Below are 16,517 nucleotides of genomic sequence, written 5' to 3' on the forward strand. Positions count from 1 at the left end.
GGGCGGGCGTCGTCGGCTGGGTCACGGGCGGTCTTCGGCGGGGCAAGAGGCGTGATTTTAAAGGAATCGCCACCGGAATCGGCTGGCCTGAACGGCCGGCGTTGGCGAGGGCATGCCATTCGGGCAACAATTCGAGGGGTCAGAAGAGCTCAAGGACGCTCGATGCGCCGGATTTCTGGTTTCGCCCTCGCCGCCGCCGTGTTGCTGGCGGCTTTGACCACGACGCCCCAGGTGCAGGCCCAATCAGGCCTGCGCACGGAGGGCGACGCCGTGTCGGCGCGCGGCCTGTACCAAGCGGAAGTGCCGGTGAACGGCCAGGGCGAGGCCGAGCGTCAGGGCGGCTTCGCGCGCGCGCTGGGCAGCGTGCTCGGCAAGCTGTCGGGCGACCGCGGCGTCATGTCGCGCCCTGGCGTGGGTGCCGAATTGCGCAACGCCAAGGACTATGTGGAGGGTTACGACTACCGGCAGGACCAGGGCACGTCGGCCTCCGGCGCCCCCACGTTCCGCACCACGCTGGTCGTGCGCTTCGACGAAGACCAGGTGAATGGCCTCGCCGGCGCGCTCGGCCTGCCGATTTGGCCACAACCGCGGCCGAAGCCGGTGGTCTGGCTGGCCATCAACGATGGCAGTGGTCCACGCCTGGTCGGCCTGCCGCAATCCAACGCCGCGCGCCCGCTGCTCAATCGTGCGGTGGAGCGTGGTTACAGCCTGGGCCTGCCGGGCGGCGGCGCCGCAGAGCAGGCGCTGGTCGGCGCGATCTGGCGCCAGGACACCGCCGCCGTGGCGCGCGCGTCCTCGCGCTACAGCCCGCCCATGCAGTTGATCGGCAAGCTGTATCGCGACAAGAGCGGCTGGACCGCCGACTGGGTGTTTGTCGATGCCGGCAAAGTGCTGGCGAAGTGGTCCGTGACCGACGCCGACGCACGGCGCGCCATGTCATCCGGTGCCGATGGCACGGCCGATGCGCTGGTCAAGCGTTACGGCAAGCGTGGTACCGCCGGTCCGGCGGGCACGTATCGTGTCCTGTTCTCGGGTGTTCGCAGCACCGACGACTACCTGCGCCTGACCGGCCACCTGCAGAAGATGGCCGTCGTCCGCCGCATCACGCCGGTGCGGGCCAGCGGCGACACGCTGGAGCTGGATCTCGAACTGGTCTCCGGCTTGGCCGGCTTCCGCCGCACGATGGGCGACCAGGCACCGTTCACCGGGGGCGAAGGTGAGCCGCCGGCCTTCCAGATGCGCTGACCAGGGGATCGCATGGACCTTTCTTCCACGCCGGTAGGAACGCTGGCCCGCCGTTGGCAATGGCTGTTCATCTCCCTGATCGTCGGCTGGCTGATCTGGCTGCTGGCGCCAGTGCTGACCCCGTTCGTCTGCGCTGCGCTGTTGGGCTGGCTGGGCGATCCGTGGGTCGATCGCCTGCAGCGCACCGGGCGATCGCGGACCACCGCCGTGGTGCTGGTGTTCACGCTGATGCTGCTGTTGCTGGTGCTCGCGCTGGTGATCCTGGTGCCGATGATCGAGCGGCAGGTCGTGACGGTGATCGAATCGCTGCCCGCCTATCGCGACTGGTTCGTGCAGACGGCGCTGCCGTGGATCGAGCGCAGAACGGGCCTGGAACTGGTCGCCTGGCTGGACCCGGACCGACTGACCGAATGGGTGCGTGGCCACTGGCAGCAGGCCGGCGGCGTCGCGGCGACGCTGTTCGGTTATTTCTCCCGCTCCGGTTTCGCGGTGATGGCATGGATCGCCAACCTGGTGCTGCTGCCGATCCTGACGTTCTACTTCCTGCGCGACTGGGACCTGCTGGTGGAGCGCATCGCCGCACTGGTGCCGCGCGACCACATTGCGACGGTCAATCGGCTGGCGCTGGAATCGAACGAAGTCCTCGGCGCGTTCCTGCGCGGCCAGTTCCTGGTGATGCTGGCGCTCGGCGCGATCTATGCGATCGGCCTCTCGGTGGTGGGCCTGAAGGTCGGCCTGCTGGTCGGCATCATCGCCGGCTTGATCAGCTTCGTGCCGTACCTGGGCACCGCGAGTGGCATCGTGCTGGGCGTGATTGCCGCCCTGGTGCAATCCGGTGGCGACTGGTCGCTGGTGGCGATGGTGATGGGCGTGTTCGTCGTCGGCCAGATGCTGGAGGGCTACGTGCTCACGCCGCGCATCGTCGGTGATCGCATCGGCCTGCATCCGGTGGCGGTGATCTTCGCCATCATGGCGGGAGGTCAATTGTTCGGATTCCTGGGCATGCTGCTGGCGTTGCCGATCGCGGCGATCGCGAACGTGTTGCTGCGGTTCGCCCACGAGCGCTACACCCAGAGCCGCCTCTACGCGGGTGACCGGCCGGCCATCCTGCTGGACTCCTACATCGACAAGGGCAGCCTGGAACAGGCATCCGAGCGGGGCACCGAAGAGCCGTGAGCAATACCCCGGGCGGTGCTAACGTGGGGCCGCAGTTGCCCCTGGCACTGCGCTACCCCGCTGACCAACGATTCGAAACGTTCGTCCGGCCGCCGGACGGCGCGCTCCCCAGCCTGCAGGCGCTGGCTGCGCAGACCGACGCGACGTGGACCTACATCGCGGGCGCTCCGCGCAGCGGGAAAACCCACCTGGCACTGGCGTTATGCGCTGCCACCGAACAGCAGGGGCGCCGTGCGGCCTACTTGCCGATGATGGCGGCAGCCGGGCGGGCGCGCGATGCGCTGGACGCCCTCGACGGCTACGACGTGATCGCGCTCGATGGCCTCGAAGCCATCGCGGGCAACCGCGAGGATGAAGTCGCGCTGTTCGATTTCCACAATCGTGCACGCGCGCAGGCGCAAAGCGTCCTTTACACGGCGCGAGGCATTCCGGACGAACTCGGCCTCGGTCTGCCGGATCTGCGCTCGCGCCTGCAGCAGTGCATGCGCGTCATGCTGGATCCGCTCGACGATGAAGGGCGTCGCGACGTCCTGCGCGAACGCGCGCACCGGCGCGGCCTGGTGCTGGACGATGCTGCGCTGGACTGGCTGCTGACCCATACCCAGCGCGACCTGGGTGCGCTGGTCGCGTTGCTGGACACGCTCGACCGGGCCTCGCTCGCCGCCCAACGCCGCATCACCGTACCGTTCCTGCGGCAGACCCTGGGCAGCGCAAGGCCGCCGACTGCCTGAGTCAGGGGCACCGCTCCGCGACTTCCTCCCACACCACGGGTTCCCAGTACGCGTTGTCGCGCAAGCTCTGGGTGTCGAGCTTGTCGCGCAGCAGGCGTGCGCCGATGCGGTAGCTCGTGTTCGGTTTGACGTCGACCACCAGCGGCTTGTAAGCCTTCGCCAAGGCGAAGCGCTTCATCCTGTCTATCTGCACCAACTGCGCAGAACTCAGGCGATTCGTGTCGATCAGCTCGCGCACGACCAGCACGTGCCGACCGACTGCAAGACGGTGGCGGTTGACCGGCTCCAGCGGCGTACTGCGCCCATCGACGGTGGTGATGTCGGCACGAAACACATCGCGGCTCTTGGGGACGGCCCCCGCCCGCGCACTCACGAATCCGCACGTGCCCTTCGCATCCGCGCCGATCTCGATGCGGTAAGCCGGTACGGCCACCACGCCCGCGGTGCCGCTGAGCTTGGTGGGTGTGCTGCCGCGCAGCACTTCGGCGGTCACGCGTCCTTCGCCTCGTTGCATCGCCTGATCGAGCAGCGGCGCCGGCGGCGAAGCACCATCCAGCCGCACGCCGTTCAGCGCGACCAGCCGGTCGCCCACCTTCAGTCCGAGACGCGCGGCGGGCCCGTCGGGCGTCAATGCCATCACCGGCAATCCGGATCGCTGTGCCGTACGCACATCGATCACCGCGCCGAGTTCGTATCGGACCTGCGCCGGTTTCTGGATCACCTGGGGCCCGCCAGTGTCCTTGAGGTCGCCGCGCTCCGACATCTGCAGCAGGGCGGCATCCAGCTCGCGGGTCGATTGCGCGTGGCTGCTCGCAACCGCCCCAACGACCAGGGCCGCGGCCAACACGGCGCGCGTGGAAATGCGGGGAGTATTCATGGCGAAGGCCTCAGATTTCGACGGGTTGGGGAAGCGCAGCGGCGCCATGGCGCGCAAGCGCCTGGCGTCGCTGCCAAAGCCATTGCAGTTCCTGCTCGCTGGCGCCGCGCTCGTAGGCGTGCTGGAGCTCGCGGTCGACAGCGCGCAGTGGCTCTTCATGCAGGGGGGCGCGCGGCGTCGCTGCGAACACATCGGGCGACGAGGCCGGAGGGGTGGCGACGCGCGTGTAGACGAAAGGCAGTGCGACCAGGGCAAGCACGGCCATGCCGCCCGCGACGACGCGCCTGCGCCGTTCGCGCTGGCGCACGCGCGCAAGATGGATGCGTGGCCACAAGGCGGGAGGCAGTTCAGGCTCCGGGAGTGCGGCCAAGCGCGCCTGAATCGATTCAGCGGTCATCGGAAGCATCTCCATCGGATTCGAGTTCATGGCGCATGCGCGCGAGCGAACGCGACAGCAGCGACTTGGACCAGCTGGGCGTGCGTCCGAAGCGGCGAGCAAGGTATTCGTGCGACCAGCCTTCCATTTCGTGCAGCCATAAGACAGTACGGGCGAGCGGTGGCAACCGTCGCAACAGCGCATCCGCGTCGACGGCGTCGGCGGGCGAAAGCTGCGTCTCGTCCACCAAGGCGGCGAGGTCGGCCTCCTTGCCGGCAGGATGTTGTCGGCGCAATCGGTCGATGGCCAGATTGGCTGCCACGCGTTTCAGCCACGGCCGCAGCGGCGTGTTTTCGCGCAGGCCCGACAGGAAGCCGAACATCCGCAGGAAGGTCTCCTGCACGATGTCTTCCGATTCCGCAGCGTTGCCCGTCAGCCGCAGCGCCAGCGCGTGCACTGCGCGCGCATGGTCGTGGTACAGCGATTCGAACGCCGCCTGGTCGCCACGGCGTGCCTGCCGGAGCAACTGCGCTTCCGTGGCGGGGGCGTGGTCGGGAACACGGGCATCCATACGATCCACAGTACGTGCGATGGACGCTTTCCGTCGCACCCGTGGACGCTAAGGTGCGAGTTCCCGGTTCAGGTCCGCCCATCGCTCGGGCGTGCCGACATCGGTCCAGCGCCCTGACAGGCGCTCTCCCGTGATGCGTCCATCCGCCATGCCGGCATGCAGCAACGGCAGGAGCGGGAACCGAGGCTTCCCGACGGCGGTATCGCGAACCTGGTCTGCCGCATGCGTTTGCCAGCCGTCGAGCAAGGCCGGACGGTAGATGCCCAGGCCCGCATAGGTCAGCCGGTGTTCGCCCTCGCGATGCAGCGTGCCCGCCGCATCCAGTGCGAAATCCCCGCGCGGGGCGAAGGCGGGCGGATCCACCAGCGCCAGGTGCGCCAGCCCGGCCGGCTCAGGCGGCAATCGAGCGAAGTCGAAATCGGTCCAGATGTCGCCGTTGACGAGCAGGAACGGCGCTTCGCCCAGCAGCGGGCGCGCATTGAGCATGCCACCGCCGGTTTCCAATGGCGTGTCGCCTTCGTAGAGGTAGTGGAGACGCAGGCCCCAGCGCGTGCCATCGCCGAGCGCCTCGGGGAAGCGTTCGGCCAGCCAGCTGGTGTTGACCACCACGTCTTGCACCCCCAGGGCGCTCAGCTTTTCCAGGTGCCATTCGATCAGCGGCTTGCCGCCCGCTTCGATCAGCGGCTTGGGCGTATGGTCGGTCAATGGCCGCATGCGTTCGCCGAGCCCCGCCGCGAAGACCAGCGCCTTCATGCGATCTCACCGCGGGCATGAAGGACGGGCTTGATGCGTCCATCGAGCAATGTGCGCAGGCCCGCCAGCTCTGGATATCGCGGGAGCACCTCGTCGAGATAACGGATGAAACGCGGCACGTCGGGCAGGTACCGGGTCTTGCCGTCGCGGTAGTGCAGGCGAGAGAAGATGCCGAGGATCTTCAGGTGCCGCTGGATGCCCATCCAGTCCGCGTCGCGCAAGAACACTTTCAGTTCCGGCACCGGCAGGCCCGCACGCGTGGCGCGCGCGTGGTAACGGGCCAACCATCCATCCACGCGTTCCAGCGGCCAGCTCAGGAACGCGTCCTTGAACAGGCTCATCGCGTCGTACGCGACCGGTCCGCGCACGCAGTCCTGGAAATCCAGCACCGCAGGTCCGGGTGCCACCGGCATCAGGTTGCGCGGCATGAAGTCGCGATGGGTCAGCACGCGCGCCTGCATCAGCGCATTGTCCATCAAGCGCCGTTGCGCCAGTTCCAGCCCCTCGGCTTCGCCGCAATCCAACGTCAGCCCCAGATGGCGACGCAGGAACCATTCGTCGAACAGGCCCGCGTCGCGCTGCAACAGCGCTTCGCCGAACTCGCCCATGCCGTCCGGCGGGGTGATCGCCTGCAGGCGAAGCAGCTGCTCAAGCGCGGCATCGAACCAGGTGTCGGCGTTGTCGTCGCTGATCACGTGCGCGAGCGTCGGACCACCCAGATCTTCGAGCAGAAGGAAACCGTGCTCGATGTCGATGGCCAGCACCTCGGGCACACGTACGCCGCCACTCGCCAGCAGCTCGCGCATGGCCAACCAGGGGCGCACGTCCTCCAGGCCGGGAGGCGAATCCATGACGATGCGCCCGGGGCCATCGCCAAGGCTGCGCCAGTAGCTGCGGAAGCCGGCATCCATCGATGCGCGCTCGAGCTGCGCGTAAGGGTCGCCGAGCGCTCCGCGCGCCCAGTCCAAGCGCTGGGCGCCGCGCCCGGAAGGGTCCTGAATCGTAGGGTTCATGCGGTTGCGGTCGGGCACAGGCGATAAAGGGCTACAGGGTAAACTGGCGCCCTACCGACTTGCGAGGCTGGCATGGCCAAACTCCAACCTGTGTTGCTTTCCGGCGGCTCCGGCACGCGCCTGTGGCCGCTGTCGCGCGAAGCCTACCCCAAGCAGTTCCTGCCGCTGGCCAGCGACGACACCATGGTGCAGGCCACCTGGCGGCGGGCCGAAGCGCTGGCCGACCTAGCGCCGATCGTGGTCGCCAACGAGGAGCACCGTTTCCTCGTCGCCGAGCAGCTACGCCAGGTGGGCGCGCCGGTGCCGGCCATCCTTCTCGAGCCGGTCGGCCGCAACACCGCACCGGCGATCGCGGCAGCGGCGCTGCAGGCGATGGCGGATGGCGCCGATCCACTATTGCTCGTGCTGCCTTCCGATCACGTCGTTCGCGACGTCGCCGGCTTCCAACGCGCGGTGCGCGAAGCGTCGGCCGCGGCGGATGCCGGCGCGCTGGTGACCTTCGGCATCGTGCCCGATGCGCCGGAGACGGGGTTCGGCTACATCCAGGCCGAAATCGGCGACGGATTGCGCAAGGTTGCCCGCTTCGTCGAGAAGCCCGACACCGCCACCGCCCAGTCCTATCTGGACGCGGGTGGCTACTACTGGAACAGCGGCATGTTCCTGTTCCGCGCCAGCCGATACCTCGAAGAGCTTGCGCGCTTCCGCCCCGACATCGTCGACGCGGTGAAGGCGGCGCACGCAGCGGCGCGCCACGATGGTGATTTTGTCCGCCTCGACAAGGAAGCATTCGCCGCCTGTCCATCGGACTCCATCGACTATGCCGTGATGGAGAAGACCGCTGACGCGATGGTGTTGCCCGTGGACATCGGCTGGAACGATGTGGGCAGTTGGTCCGCCCTGTGGGACGTGGCCGAGCGCGATGGTGACGGCAACGCGCACCACGGCGACGTGATCGCGGTCGACAGCCGCAATAGCTACGCGTACGCGCAGCGCTTGGTCGCCCTGGTCGGCGTGGAGGACATCGTGGTGGTCGAGACCGACGATGCAGTGTTGGTCGCGCGCAAGGATCGCGTGCAGGACGTCAAGCAGGTCGTGTCGCGCCTAAAGGAAGAGCAGCGCAGCCAGGCGGTCCTGCACCGCGAAGTGCATCGCCCATGGGGCAGCTACGACTCGGTCGACAACGGCGGGCGACACCAGGTGAAGCGCATCAAGGTCAAGCCCGGCGCGGCGCTGAGCCTGCAGATGCACCACCACCGCGCCGAACACTGGATCGTGGTCAGTGGCACCGCACGCGTGACACGTGGCGACGAAGTGCTGCTGCTGTCGGAAAATGAGAGCACTTACATCCCGCTGGGCGTGAAGCACCGCCTGGAGAACCCAGGCAAGGTGCCGCTTGAACTGATCGAAGTGCAGTCCGGCAGTTACCTGGGCGAGGACGACATCGTGCGGTTCGAAGATGTCTATGGCCGCAGCCAGTGATCGTCCGTAGTGCACGGCTGAATAAAAAAGGCCCCGCCATAGCGCTAGCCGTTCCGACTAAGTGTTGATTTTCAACAGGAGCGGCTCAGCGAGCCGCCTTTTGAGAGCGCCCGAGCTAGTGAGAAGCGAAGGCCGATTCGAGGCGCAACGGATCGCGGCCTCGGGCGCCGGCGAAATGACAGGAAGGTCGGACGACAGGCAACTGGGTGGCCCTGAGCTTTGTTATCACTGGCAATCTCCCATCGATCTTTCGCCAAGCTATTTGGTTCAGCAGGGCGCGCTGACGCACACACCTAGGCCAAGCAGCACGTCTACGGACATACAGCCAAGCATTTGGACACGGCTACAAAATGAACTGGACACCGCTGCCAGAAGACTTGGACAGCGGCGCTGAATGCGCTGGACACGGCTGCCAAAGTGGACAGAACCATATCCCGATGTAGGGATGTCGCCTTGCATCTCTGCCGCGATACAATCTGTCAGTGCATCCATGGCCGCTAGGCCCACAATGGCGGCCAAAGAGCCATCGTCTCCTAATCTCTGAGCAAGGGCAGCTGCACGATACAAGACAGGCCGGAGGGGAGGACCTGTTCAAACGATAGCGAACCCCCATGCGAGTGACAGATGGCGGCGGCGATGGCCAAACCCAAGCCCGTGCCCCCTGAGTCGCGCGCACGTGATTGATCCGCTCGCCAGAATCGATCCACTAGTTTTGGCAGCGCGTCGGCTGGTACACCTGGGCCAGCATCAGCCACCTCCAAGACACCCAGGTCGCGATCGCTGCGAACTTGAATTTTCAGGCTTCCGCCTTGCTTTGCGTGGCGCAAGACATTCTGGATGAGGATCGTGACGACTTGGGCGAGCCTGCCCCTGTCACCCTCAATCCGAACCGCCGAGTCCAGGCTGCATTCTGTAACGATGTCAGCCTCATTCAACGGTGCTTCCAACCAACGCAGTGCCTCTTGCGCAACCTCCGCGAGACAGACCTGTTCTGTTTGCAACGACACTTGCCCAGCCCGGGCCAGCGACACCAGGTGAAGATCGCCCACCAGGCGATTGATCTGTTCGAGTTGGCGATGCACCATCTGCAGTTGCTGGTCATCGCGAGGGAACACGCTATCCAGCATGCCTTGAACGCGCCCCATGGCGGCATTGAGCGGCGTTCGCAGTTCATGGGCCAGCATGGCGCTGGACTCGCGCATCTCGCGCTCGTACTGTTCCAACTGGCCCGACATTGCGTTGAAGTCGTCAGCCAAGCCGCGAACCTCGGCGGGCGCATCTTTCACCAAATCCACCTTCGCGCCGAATTCGCCATCACTCACGCGATGCGCAGCCGCGCTCACGTAGAGGAACTGGCGGGCCAAGGGCTTGGCCATGCCGAAGCCGACAATCACGATCAGTGGGATGAAACCCAGGATGAGAATGCCGACCAGGATCCAGTCACGATTGCTTGTGCCGGGCATGACATCCCGGATGGTGTAATACGAGCGGACCAGCGTCCACAGCCGCTCTTCATTCTCTGAAGGTGAGGCGCTCAAGCGCTCCAGTTCCTGACGGACTTCGGGCGGGGCATGCCTCAAGGCATGGTAGTCAACGTAGGCATAGCGGAGCCAGAGGGTGCTCGCAATCGCCAATACCACACCCACGGCGAGGGCGCTCATTCTCAGCCCCAACCAGGTCCGCAGCGGCAATGCTTTTCGATGGGAGCGTATGTTCGGCATGCCTGGGAGGCCCTATTGGAATCGGTACCCAACGGAGCGGACGGTCACCAGAACGTCACGGATGCCGCGTGCATCCAGCTTTCGTCTCAAATTGTGGACGTGGGCATCCACCACACGCTCAAGCGCATTGCTGTCGGGCAGGCATGCGTCGAGCAGCTCGGCGCGTGAGAAGGCCTTGGACGGTGTCTTCAGAAGCTTGGTGAGCAGCGCAAATTCCGTTGGCGTCAGATCCAGCAACGTCGGTGGCGCGTTGGGTTCGCTCACGGTTGCCGTGCAGGCATCGAGATCCACCGTGAGCCCTTCGTGTCGCAGGGCACGGGCGCCGGTTCGTTCGCGTTGGAAGGTCCGACGCAGGACTGCGTGGGTGCGTGCCAACACCTCCTTGGGACTGTATGGCTTGACCACATAGTCATCGGCGCCATAGCGCAGCGCGCCGAGCTTGTCAGACTCATCCCCCACGGCCGTGACCATGATGACGGGCACGTCGCTGGATCGCCGAATCTGGGCCAGCACCTCGGTGCCGCTGCGTTTGGGCAGCATGACATCCAGCAGCACCAAGTCGGGATGCCATTGCGCGTGCAACTGCAATGCACGCTCGCCATCCGAGGCCACAGCGACCTCGAAGCCATCCTTGCGCAAATACGCTTCCAGGATGCTGGCGCCGTCCGGATCGTCCTCCACGACGAGGATCCGCTTGCCGATCATTCCGGGCTCCGAGGTGAGGGGCATCTTCATGAATTCTTGATAATTCCTAGAAAGGGCCTTGAAAGCGGGGGAGCACACTGCCGGCCGTCCATAGACTACCTCGACGTGTGCCATGCCCCCAATCGCCCCGCCCATCGCCTCGGCACGCCGTTCAGCCCTGACGATGATGCTCTTGCTGGCCTCATCCGGGTGTTCACTCACGCCGGCCTACGTTCGTCCCAATGTGCAGGTTCCGGTGACCCTCGGCGCCTCGGAGGCAAGCGAGAACCAGCGCCAGGTCGTCCTGCGCGCTGCGTTGACTGAGCAGGAGCGCAGGTTCGCACAGACTCTGGTGCCGGGAGCGGAACTGGAAGGCATCCTGCAACGGGGACTGGCCCAAAACGCGGACTACCGGATCGCCGGCCTCACCGTCGAGCGCGCTCGCGCGGAGCTGAAGATTCAGCGGGCGAACCGAGTGCCGCAAGTGGACTTCACCGCCCGGGCGCAGCGGCAGCACTTCGATGATGACGCCCTGGATGCACGCTACCAGCAAGACCTGAAGAGCGCAGGGATAGGCATCAGTGATTTCGAGATGGATCTGTTCGGTCGCGTAAAGGCCATGTCCGCAGCGAGCCGCGAGCGCTTTGTGGCATCGGAACATGGTCGTCAAGCGCTGCGGGGGGCGGTCATCGCCGAGGTGCTGCGAGCCTATGTCGCCGAGCAGACCGCCGCCGCCGACCAGGTGCAGGCCAACAACCTGCACGAGGTCAGCCAAGCACTACTGAAGATCGCGGCGGCGCGCCAGCAGGTTGGTGTTGCGTCGATCGACGAGGTCAATGCCTATCGCGCAGCCGCCGACCAAACCCACATCGATGTCCAGCGGGCGGCCGACCGTCAACGTTCGGCGTTGCGTGCACTGCAGATCCTGACGGGTTACGACGTGGTGCCGGCGCGGATCGCCATCGAGGTACTCGCGGCGTCAAACGAGGTTCCCCAAGCGCTGCGCGAGCTGGACTCGGCCATCCTGTTGACCCGCCCCGATGTGCGACAGGCCGAAGCCGAGCTGCGCGCGGCCAATGCCGACATCGGTGCTGCCCGGGCGGCCTTTTTCCCCTCCATAACGTTGAGTACCGGTGTCGGTACGGCAAGTGAAGATCTCGGCGGCCTGTTTGAGAGCGGCAGCCGGAGCTGGTCATTCATCCCGCAGCTTTCCCTGCCCATTTTTGACCTCGGCCGTCGGCGCGCCAACCTGGATCTTGCCCACCTGCGCAAACGCACCGAAATCGTCGAGTACGAACGCACCATCCAGTCCGCGTTTCGTGAGGTTGCCGACGCGCTGGATGCTGTGCAGACGACAACCCGTGCACAGGCGCGCAGCGCGCAGAAGGCACAGGAGAGTCAGCAGCGTGCCGCGCGGGTGCTAGTGCGCGTATCACGGGGACTGCATGACCCGGCCGCCGCGCTGGATGCTCGCGCAGAAGCCTCGCACGACGCCCAGTCGCATCTGGCCACCGTACGTGATCAGGCCTTTGCGCAGATCAGCCTGTTCTCCGCGCTTTATGACGTGGAGTACGCACCGCCGGCCCCCGTGTCCGTCGTGACTAGGTAATCCTGAATCTTCTTTACACCCTTCGACGCGGTTCGCCGCACCGACCCGAGCTGACATCCTATGAAGCCCTTTGCCTTGCTTACCCTCTGCGCCGTTCTGAGCATTCCCGCGTTGAGCGGCTGTTCCGATGAGCGTACCAGCGCTGGGGAAGTGCCCCGCGCCGTCAAACTGGAAACAGTGAGCTCGCATGGCGACAGCCTGCGCCAATTCACCGCCACCGTCCGCCAGCAGGATCGTGTGGATGCCGCCTTTGAAAATGGGGGGCGCATCGCCGAGATCCTGGTCGATGTAGGCGATCGTTTCCAGAAGGGCCAGGTGTTGGCACGGCTGGACGCGGAGATGCTTCGCTTACGCGCCCAACAAGCCGAGGCCAACGTGCGCTCGGCCAACGCCCAGGTCACCGAGAGGCGGGTGCAGGTGCAGCAGCAGCAGGCCTTGTTCGAGGACGGCGCCGCTTCGCAGGCCAGCCTGACCGCGGCCACGGTCGCCTTCGAATCAGCGCAATCCCAATTGCAGGTCGCCCTGTCCGATCGGGGGCTGGCGCAGCGCGCCTTGCGCATGGTCGAGCTGAAGGCGCCGTTTGCCGGCAGCGTCATCGGCCGGCGGCATCAGGCGCACGCCGACGTGGGCGCCGGTGAAGCGGTTCTGCAGCTGGAGGGTGCCTCCAAGCTGCAGGTCGTGGCGAACCTGCCCGAGTCGATTGCGCGAACGCTCAGGCAGGGGGATGCCGTGCATGCCGAATCGGCCGGGCAACCGATCGCCTTGAAAGTCCGCAGCATCTCCGCACGCGTGGAGAGCGCGGCCACCGTTGAGGTTCTGTTCGATGTGACCGGCGATGCGGCCTACCTGCGAAGCGGTGAGAGCCTGTTGCTGAGGCCGCAGGTGCCATCCTCGACCGAGATCGCAGTGCCCTTGGCAGCCGTGATGATGGCCAGCGACGGCAAGAATGCCAGCGTCTTTGTCTATACGCCCCAGCAGGGCACCTTAACGCGTCGACAAGTGGCTCTGGGTGCGGTGGAAGGCGATCGCGTCGGGATCAAGATGGGCCTGAAAGCCGGCGAACAGATCGTCACGGCCGGCACGGCCTTCCTCGCCGATGGCCAGCAGGTGGTTCCGTTTCGTTCCACCTCTCGTCTCGGCGCCGGAGCGCAGTCATGACGTTGACGCAGTCCGCGCTGGGATCGAGTCGTCTCACGCTGTTCGTGGCGGTGATGCTGCTGCTCGGTGGCATCTTCACCTTCCTGGGCTTTCCCTCGCAGGAAGAGCCGTCCATCACCGTGCGCGAGGCGCTGGTGAGCGTGGTCCAACCCGGCCTGCCGACCGAGCAGGTCGAGCGCCTGTTGGCCCGGCCGGTGGAAGAACGACTGCGTGAAGTTGCCGGCATCAAGCGCGTGGTGACCACCGTGCGTCCGGGCATGGCGATCATCCAGCTGACCGCTTATGACGATGTCGAGAACCTGCCGGCCTTGTGGCAGCGGGTGCGCTCCAAGGCCGCCGAGGCCGAGGCCACCTTGCCCCAGGGGGCCTATGGCCCGTTCATTGACGATGAATTCGGTCGGGTCGCGGTGGCCTCGGTGGCCATCACCGCGCCGGGGTTCAGCACCAGCGAGATGCGTGCGCCGCTGCGCGACCTGCGTGCCCACCTGTACACGATCGCAGGTGTGGAGCGGGTCTCGATGCACGGTCTTCAGGAGGACCAGGTCTACATCGATTTTGACCGGGCCAAGCTGGCCGAAGCGGGCCTGACGCCGGCCCAGGTGACCGCGCAGTTGCAGGCGCAGAACATCGTGACGCCGGGTGGCCTGATCTCGGCCTCGGGCATGTCGTTGTCCTTGTCCACGTCGGGCGAGGTCAGCACAGTCGAGGACCTGCAGGGATTGCTGGTCTCCGCACAACGTGATGGCGCGACCCGCGAGGTGGCGTTGGGTCAGTTGGCACGCATCCATGTCATGCCGGTGGATCCTCCCCAGAGCGCGGCCGTGTACCAAGGCCAGCCGGCGGTCGTGGTGGCCGTCTCGATGGGCAAGGGCCTCAACGTGGCCAAGGTGGGCGGGGAGCTGCGCAAGAAGCTCGAAGAGACCGCCGATCTGCTGCCCGCCGGCTTCCAGCAGCATGTGGTGACCTTCCAGGCCGATGTGGTCGATCGGGAAATGGGCAAGATGCATCATGTCATGGCCGAGACGATCATCATCGTGATGGCCGTGGTCATGCTGTTCCTGGGCTGGCGTACCGGCCTGATCGTTGGCGCCATTGTGCCGCTGACGATTCTTGGCTCGCTGATCGTGATGCGGGTCCTGTCGATCGAACTGCAGTCCGTCTCAATTGCGGCAATCATCATCGCCTTGGGCCTGCTGGTCGACAACGGCATCGTGATCGCCGAGGACATCGAGCGGCGGCTGGGTGAGGGCGAGAGCCGCTGGCAGGCCTGCGAAGCGGCTGGCAGGACGCTGGCGATCCCATTGCTCACCTCATCGCTGGTGATCGTGCTGGCGTTCTCGCCCTTCTTCTTCGGCAACACCGCCACCAACGAATACCTGCGCTCGCTGCCGGTCGTGCTGGGTGTGACGCTGCTGGGTTCCTGGCTGTTGAGCATTACCGTCACGCCCTTGCTGTGTCTGTTCTTCGCCAAGGCCCATGTCGGCCAAGACCATGCGCAGCAGAGTTACGACTCGCGCTTCTACCGCGGCTATCGGCGCATTATCGAAACACTCTTGCAGCACCGTCTGCTCTTCATCGGCACCATGCTGGGCCTGTTGGCCACCGCGATCGTCGTGCTGGCCTCCATTCCCTACGACTTCCTCCCCAAGTCCGATCGCCTGCAGTTCCAGATCCCGGTGACGTTGGAGCCGGGCGCGGATTCGCGCGAGACCATGCAGGCCGTCCAATCGATCAGCCGCTGGTTGGCCGACAAGCAGGTCAATCCGGAAATCGTCGACAGCATCGGCTATGTGGCCGACGGCGGTCCGCGCATCGTGCTTGGCCTCAATCCACCCTTGCCGGCGCCCAACATCGGCTACTTCACCGTCAGCATCAAACCCGACACGGATATCGAACAGGTCATTGCGCGCACGCGTTCGCATATCCGTGCCAACTTTCCGCAATTGCGGGCCGAGCCCAAGCGCTTTTCCCTGGGCGCCACCGAGGCCGGGTTGGCCGTCTACCGCATCACCGGGCCGGATGAGGGTGTGCTGCGTGCGGTGGCAGATCAGGTCGCGCAGGCGCTGAAGGCGTTGCCGGGCACGATCGATGTCTACGACGACTGGCAGGCACGGGTGCCTCGCTACGTTATCGACGTGGATGCGCTCAAGGCGCGCCGCGCAGGCGTCACCCACCAAGACGTGGCCCAAGCGCTGGAGATGCGTTTCTCGGGAATGGCCGTCTCGGTCGTGCGCGAGGAGGGCGTCAACACACCGATCGTGATGCGCGGCAGCAGCACCGAGCGCGATGGCCGGGCAGATCCGGGCGATACGCCAATCTATCCGCAAAACAGCGGCGCTGCAGTGCCGTTGTCCGCCATCGCCACGGTCACGCTGGCGTCGGAGCCTTCGACGCTGGTCAGGCGCAACCTGGAGCGCACGATCACTGTCACCGGTCAGAACCCGGCGATGACGGCGACCCAGATCGTCTCCGCGCTGCAGCCCTCGATCGACAAGATCGAGTTGCCGCCGGGATACCGTCTGGCGCTTGGAGGCGAGATCGAGGATTCGGCCGAAGCCAACGCCGCGCTGACACAGTTCCTGCCTCACGCCTTGGGCGGCATCCTGTTGCTTTTCATCTGGCAGTTCAACTCGTTCCGGAAACTGTTCATCGTGATTGCAAGCGTGCCGTTCGTGTTGATCGGCGCAACGCTGGCCCTGGTCGTGACCGGCTTTCCGTTCGGCTTCATGGCCACCTTTGGCCTGTTGGCGCTGGCCGGCATCATCGTCAACAACGCCGTGCTGCTGCTCGAACGTATTGAAGCCGAGCTCAAGGCCGGGCTGGGGCGTCGCGAAGCGGTGGTGGCGGCGGCGATCAAGCGCCTGCGTCCGATTGTCATGACCAAACTGGTGTGCATCGTGGGCTTGGTGCCGCTGATGCTGTTCGCCGGCCCGCTATGGACCAGCATGGCGATCACGATGATCGGTGGGCTGGCGTTGGGCACGCTGGTGACCCTGGGCCTGATTCCCATCCTGTATGAGACCTTGTTCTCGCTGAAGGTACCTAGCCTGGATGCACGTGACGCGTCGGAGGGGCAGCCATGAGGACCTTCCAGTCAGGATGTATACGCTTCAACGAGCGCACA

The 16,517-nt window shown here is 65.7% G+C and carries 14 protein-coding genes; 7 read left to right on the forward strand and 7 right to left on the reverse strand.

What is annotated here, in order from left to right:
- Positions 1 to 162: 162 nt before the first annotated feature.
- The 3 genes from ACSION_RS05915 to hda are packed head-to-tail and all read left to right on the forward strand — an operon-like array spanning position 163 to position 3,152.
- Positions 163 to 1,245: a DUF2066 domain-containing protein gene (locus ACSION_RS05915; RefSeq protein ID WP_435305251.1), complete on the forward strand. Its 1,083-nt coding sequence runs from the start codon at positions 163 to 165 to the stop codon at positions 1,243 to 1,245.
- Positions 1,246 to 1,257: 12 nt separating this feature from the next.
- On the forward strand, positions 1,258 to 2,421 hold the full coding sequence (locus ACSION_RS05920) for an AI-2E family transporter (protein WP_435305252.1): 1,164 nt from the start codon (positions 1,258 to 1,260) through the stop codon (positions 2,419 to 2,421).
- Positions 2,418 to 3,152 carry a DnaA regulatory inactivator Hda gene (gene hda, locus ACSION_RS05925; protein WP_435305253.1) on the forward strand — a complete coding sequence of 245 codons (735 nt, stop codon included), beginning with the start codon at positions 2,418 to 2,420 and terminating at the stop codon, positions 3,150 to 3,152. Before ACSION_RS05920 ends, hda begins: the two co-directional genes overlap by 4 nt.
- Before the next feature lies 1 nt (position 3,153).
- Here the strand turns inward: hda and ACSION_RS05930 are convergent, their stop codons facing one another.
- Genes ACSION_RS05930 through ACSION_RS05950 form a run of 5 tightly spaced genes read right to left on the reverse strand, consistent with a single transcriptional unit; the run spans position 3,154 to position 6,742 of the window.
- Positions 3,154 to 4,077: a PDZ domain-containing protein gene (locus ACSION_RS05930; RefSeq protein WP_435305254.1), complete on the reverse strand. Its 924-nt coding sequence runs from the start codon at positions 4,075 to 4,077 to the stop codon at positions 3,154 to 3,156.
- Positions 4,040 to 4,426: a hypothetical protein gene (locus ACSION_RS05935; protein WP_435305255.1), complete on the reverse strand. Its 387-nt coding sequence runs from the start codon at positions 4,424 to 4,426 to the stop codon at positions 4,040 to 4,042. Before ACSION_RS05935 ends, ACSION_RS05930 begins: the two co-directional genes overlap by 38 nt.
- On the reverse strand, positions 4,416 to 4,976 hold the full coding sequence (locus ACSION_RS05940) for an RNA polymerase sigma factor (RefSeq protein ID WP_435305256.1): 561 nt from the start codon (positions 4,974 to 4,976) through the stop codon (positions 4,416 to 4,418). Before ACSION_RS05940 ends, ACSION_RS05935 begins: the two co-directional genes overlap by 11 nt.
- 48 nt (positions 4,977 to 5,024) lie before the next feature.
- Positions 5,025 to 5,729 (reverse strand): N-acetylmuramate alpha-1-phosphate uridylyltransferase MurU, encoded by a 705-nt coding sequence (murU, locus tag ACSION_RS05945; RefSeq protein ID WP_435305257.1) that lies wholly within the window; start codon positions 5,727 to 5,729, stop codon positions 5,025 to 5,027.
- Positions 5,726 to 6,742: an aminoglycoside phosphotransferase family protein gene (locus tag ACSION_RS05950; RefSeq protein ID WP_435305258.1), complete on the reverse strand. Its 1,017-nt coding sequence runs from the start codon at positions 6,740 to 6,742 to the stop codon at positions 5,726 to 5,728. Before ACSION_RS05950 ends, murU begins: the two co-directional genes overlap by 4 nt.
- Before the next feature lie 72 nt (positions 6,743 to 6,814).
- Between ACSION_RS05950 and ACSION_RS05955 the strand changes: the two genes are divergently transcribed.
- The gene (locus ACSION_RS05955) at positions 6,815 to 8,221 is read left to right on the forward strand and encodes a mannose-1-phosphate guanylyltransferase/mannose-6-phosphate isomerase (RefSeq protein WP_435305259.1); all 1,407 of its coding nucleotides are present in this window, start codon (positions 6,815 to 6,817) and stop codon (positions 8,219 to 8,221) included.
- Between the two features lie 533 nt (positions 8,222 to 8,754).
- On the opposite strand, the gene ACSION_RS05960 is transcribed toward ACSION_RS05955, so the two are convergent.
- Positions 8,755 to 9,942, reverse strand: coding sequence for a sensor histidine kinase (locus ACSION_RS05960; protein ID WP_435305260.1), 1,188 nt, complete (start codon positions 9,940 to 9,942; stop codon positions 8,755 to 8,757).
- A gap of 12 nt (positions 9,943 to 9,954) precedes the next feature.
- The gene (locus ACSION_RS05965; protein ID WP_435306667.1) at positions 9,955 to 10,647 is read right to left on the reverse strand and encodes a response regulator; all 693 of its coding nucleotides are present in this window, start codon (positions 10,645 to 10,647) and stop codon (positions 9,955 to 9,957) included.
- A 112-nt stretch (positions 10,648 to 10,759) separates the two neighbouring features.
- Between ACSION_RS05965 and ACSION_RS05970 the strand changes: the two genes are divergently transcribed.
- Genes ACSION_RS05970 through ACSION_RS05980 form a run of 3 tightly spaced genes read left to right on the forward strand, consistent with a single transcriptional unit; the run spans position 10,760 to position 16,476 of the window.
- Positions 10,760 to 12,235 carry an efflux transporter outer membrane subunit gene (locus ACSION_RS05970; RefSeq protein WP_435305261.1) on the forward strand — a complete coding sequence of 492 codons (1,476 nt, stop codon included), beginning with the start codon at positions 10,760 to 10,762 and terminating at the stop codon, positions 12,233 to 12,235.
- Positions 12,236 to 12,295: 60 nt separating this feature from the next.
- Complete coding sequence (locus ACSION_RS05975; protein ID WP_435305262.1) at positions 12,296 to 13,393, forward strand: efflux RND transporter periplasmic adaptor subunit; 1,098 nt, start codon at positions 12,296 to 12,298, stop codon at positions 13,391 to 13,393.
- The gene (locus ACSION_RS05980) at positions 13,390 to 16,476 is read left to right on the forward strand and encodes an efflux RND transporter permease subunit (protein WP_435305263.1); all 3,087 of its coding nucleotides are present in this window, start codon (positions 13,390 to 13,392) and stop codon (positions 16,474 to 16,476) included. The genes ACSION_RS05975 and ACSION_RS05980 overlap by 4 nt, the downstream gene beginning before the upstream one ends.
- Positions 16,477 to 16,517 lie beyond the last annotated feature (41 nt).

Origin of the sequence: Pseudoxanthomonas sp. LjRoot125 (assembly GCF_964252705.1) — a bacterium.
In the GTDB taxonomy this organism is placed as follows: Bacteria; Pseudomonadota; Gammaproteobacteria; order Xanthomonadales; family Xanthomonadaceae; genus Pseudoxanthomonas_A.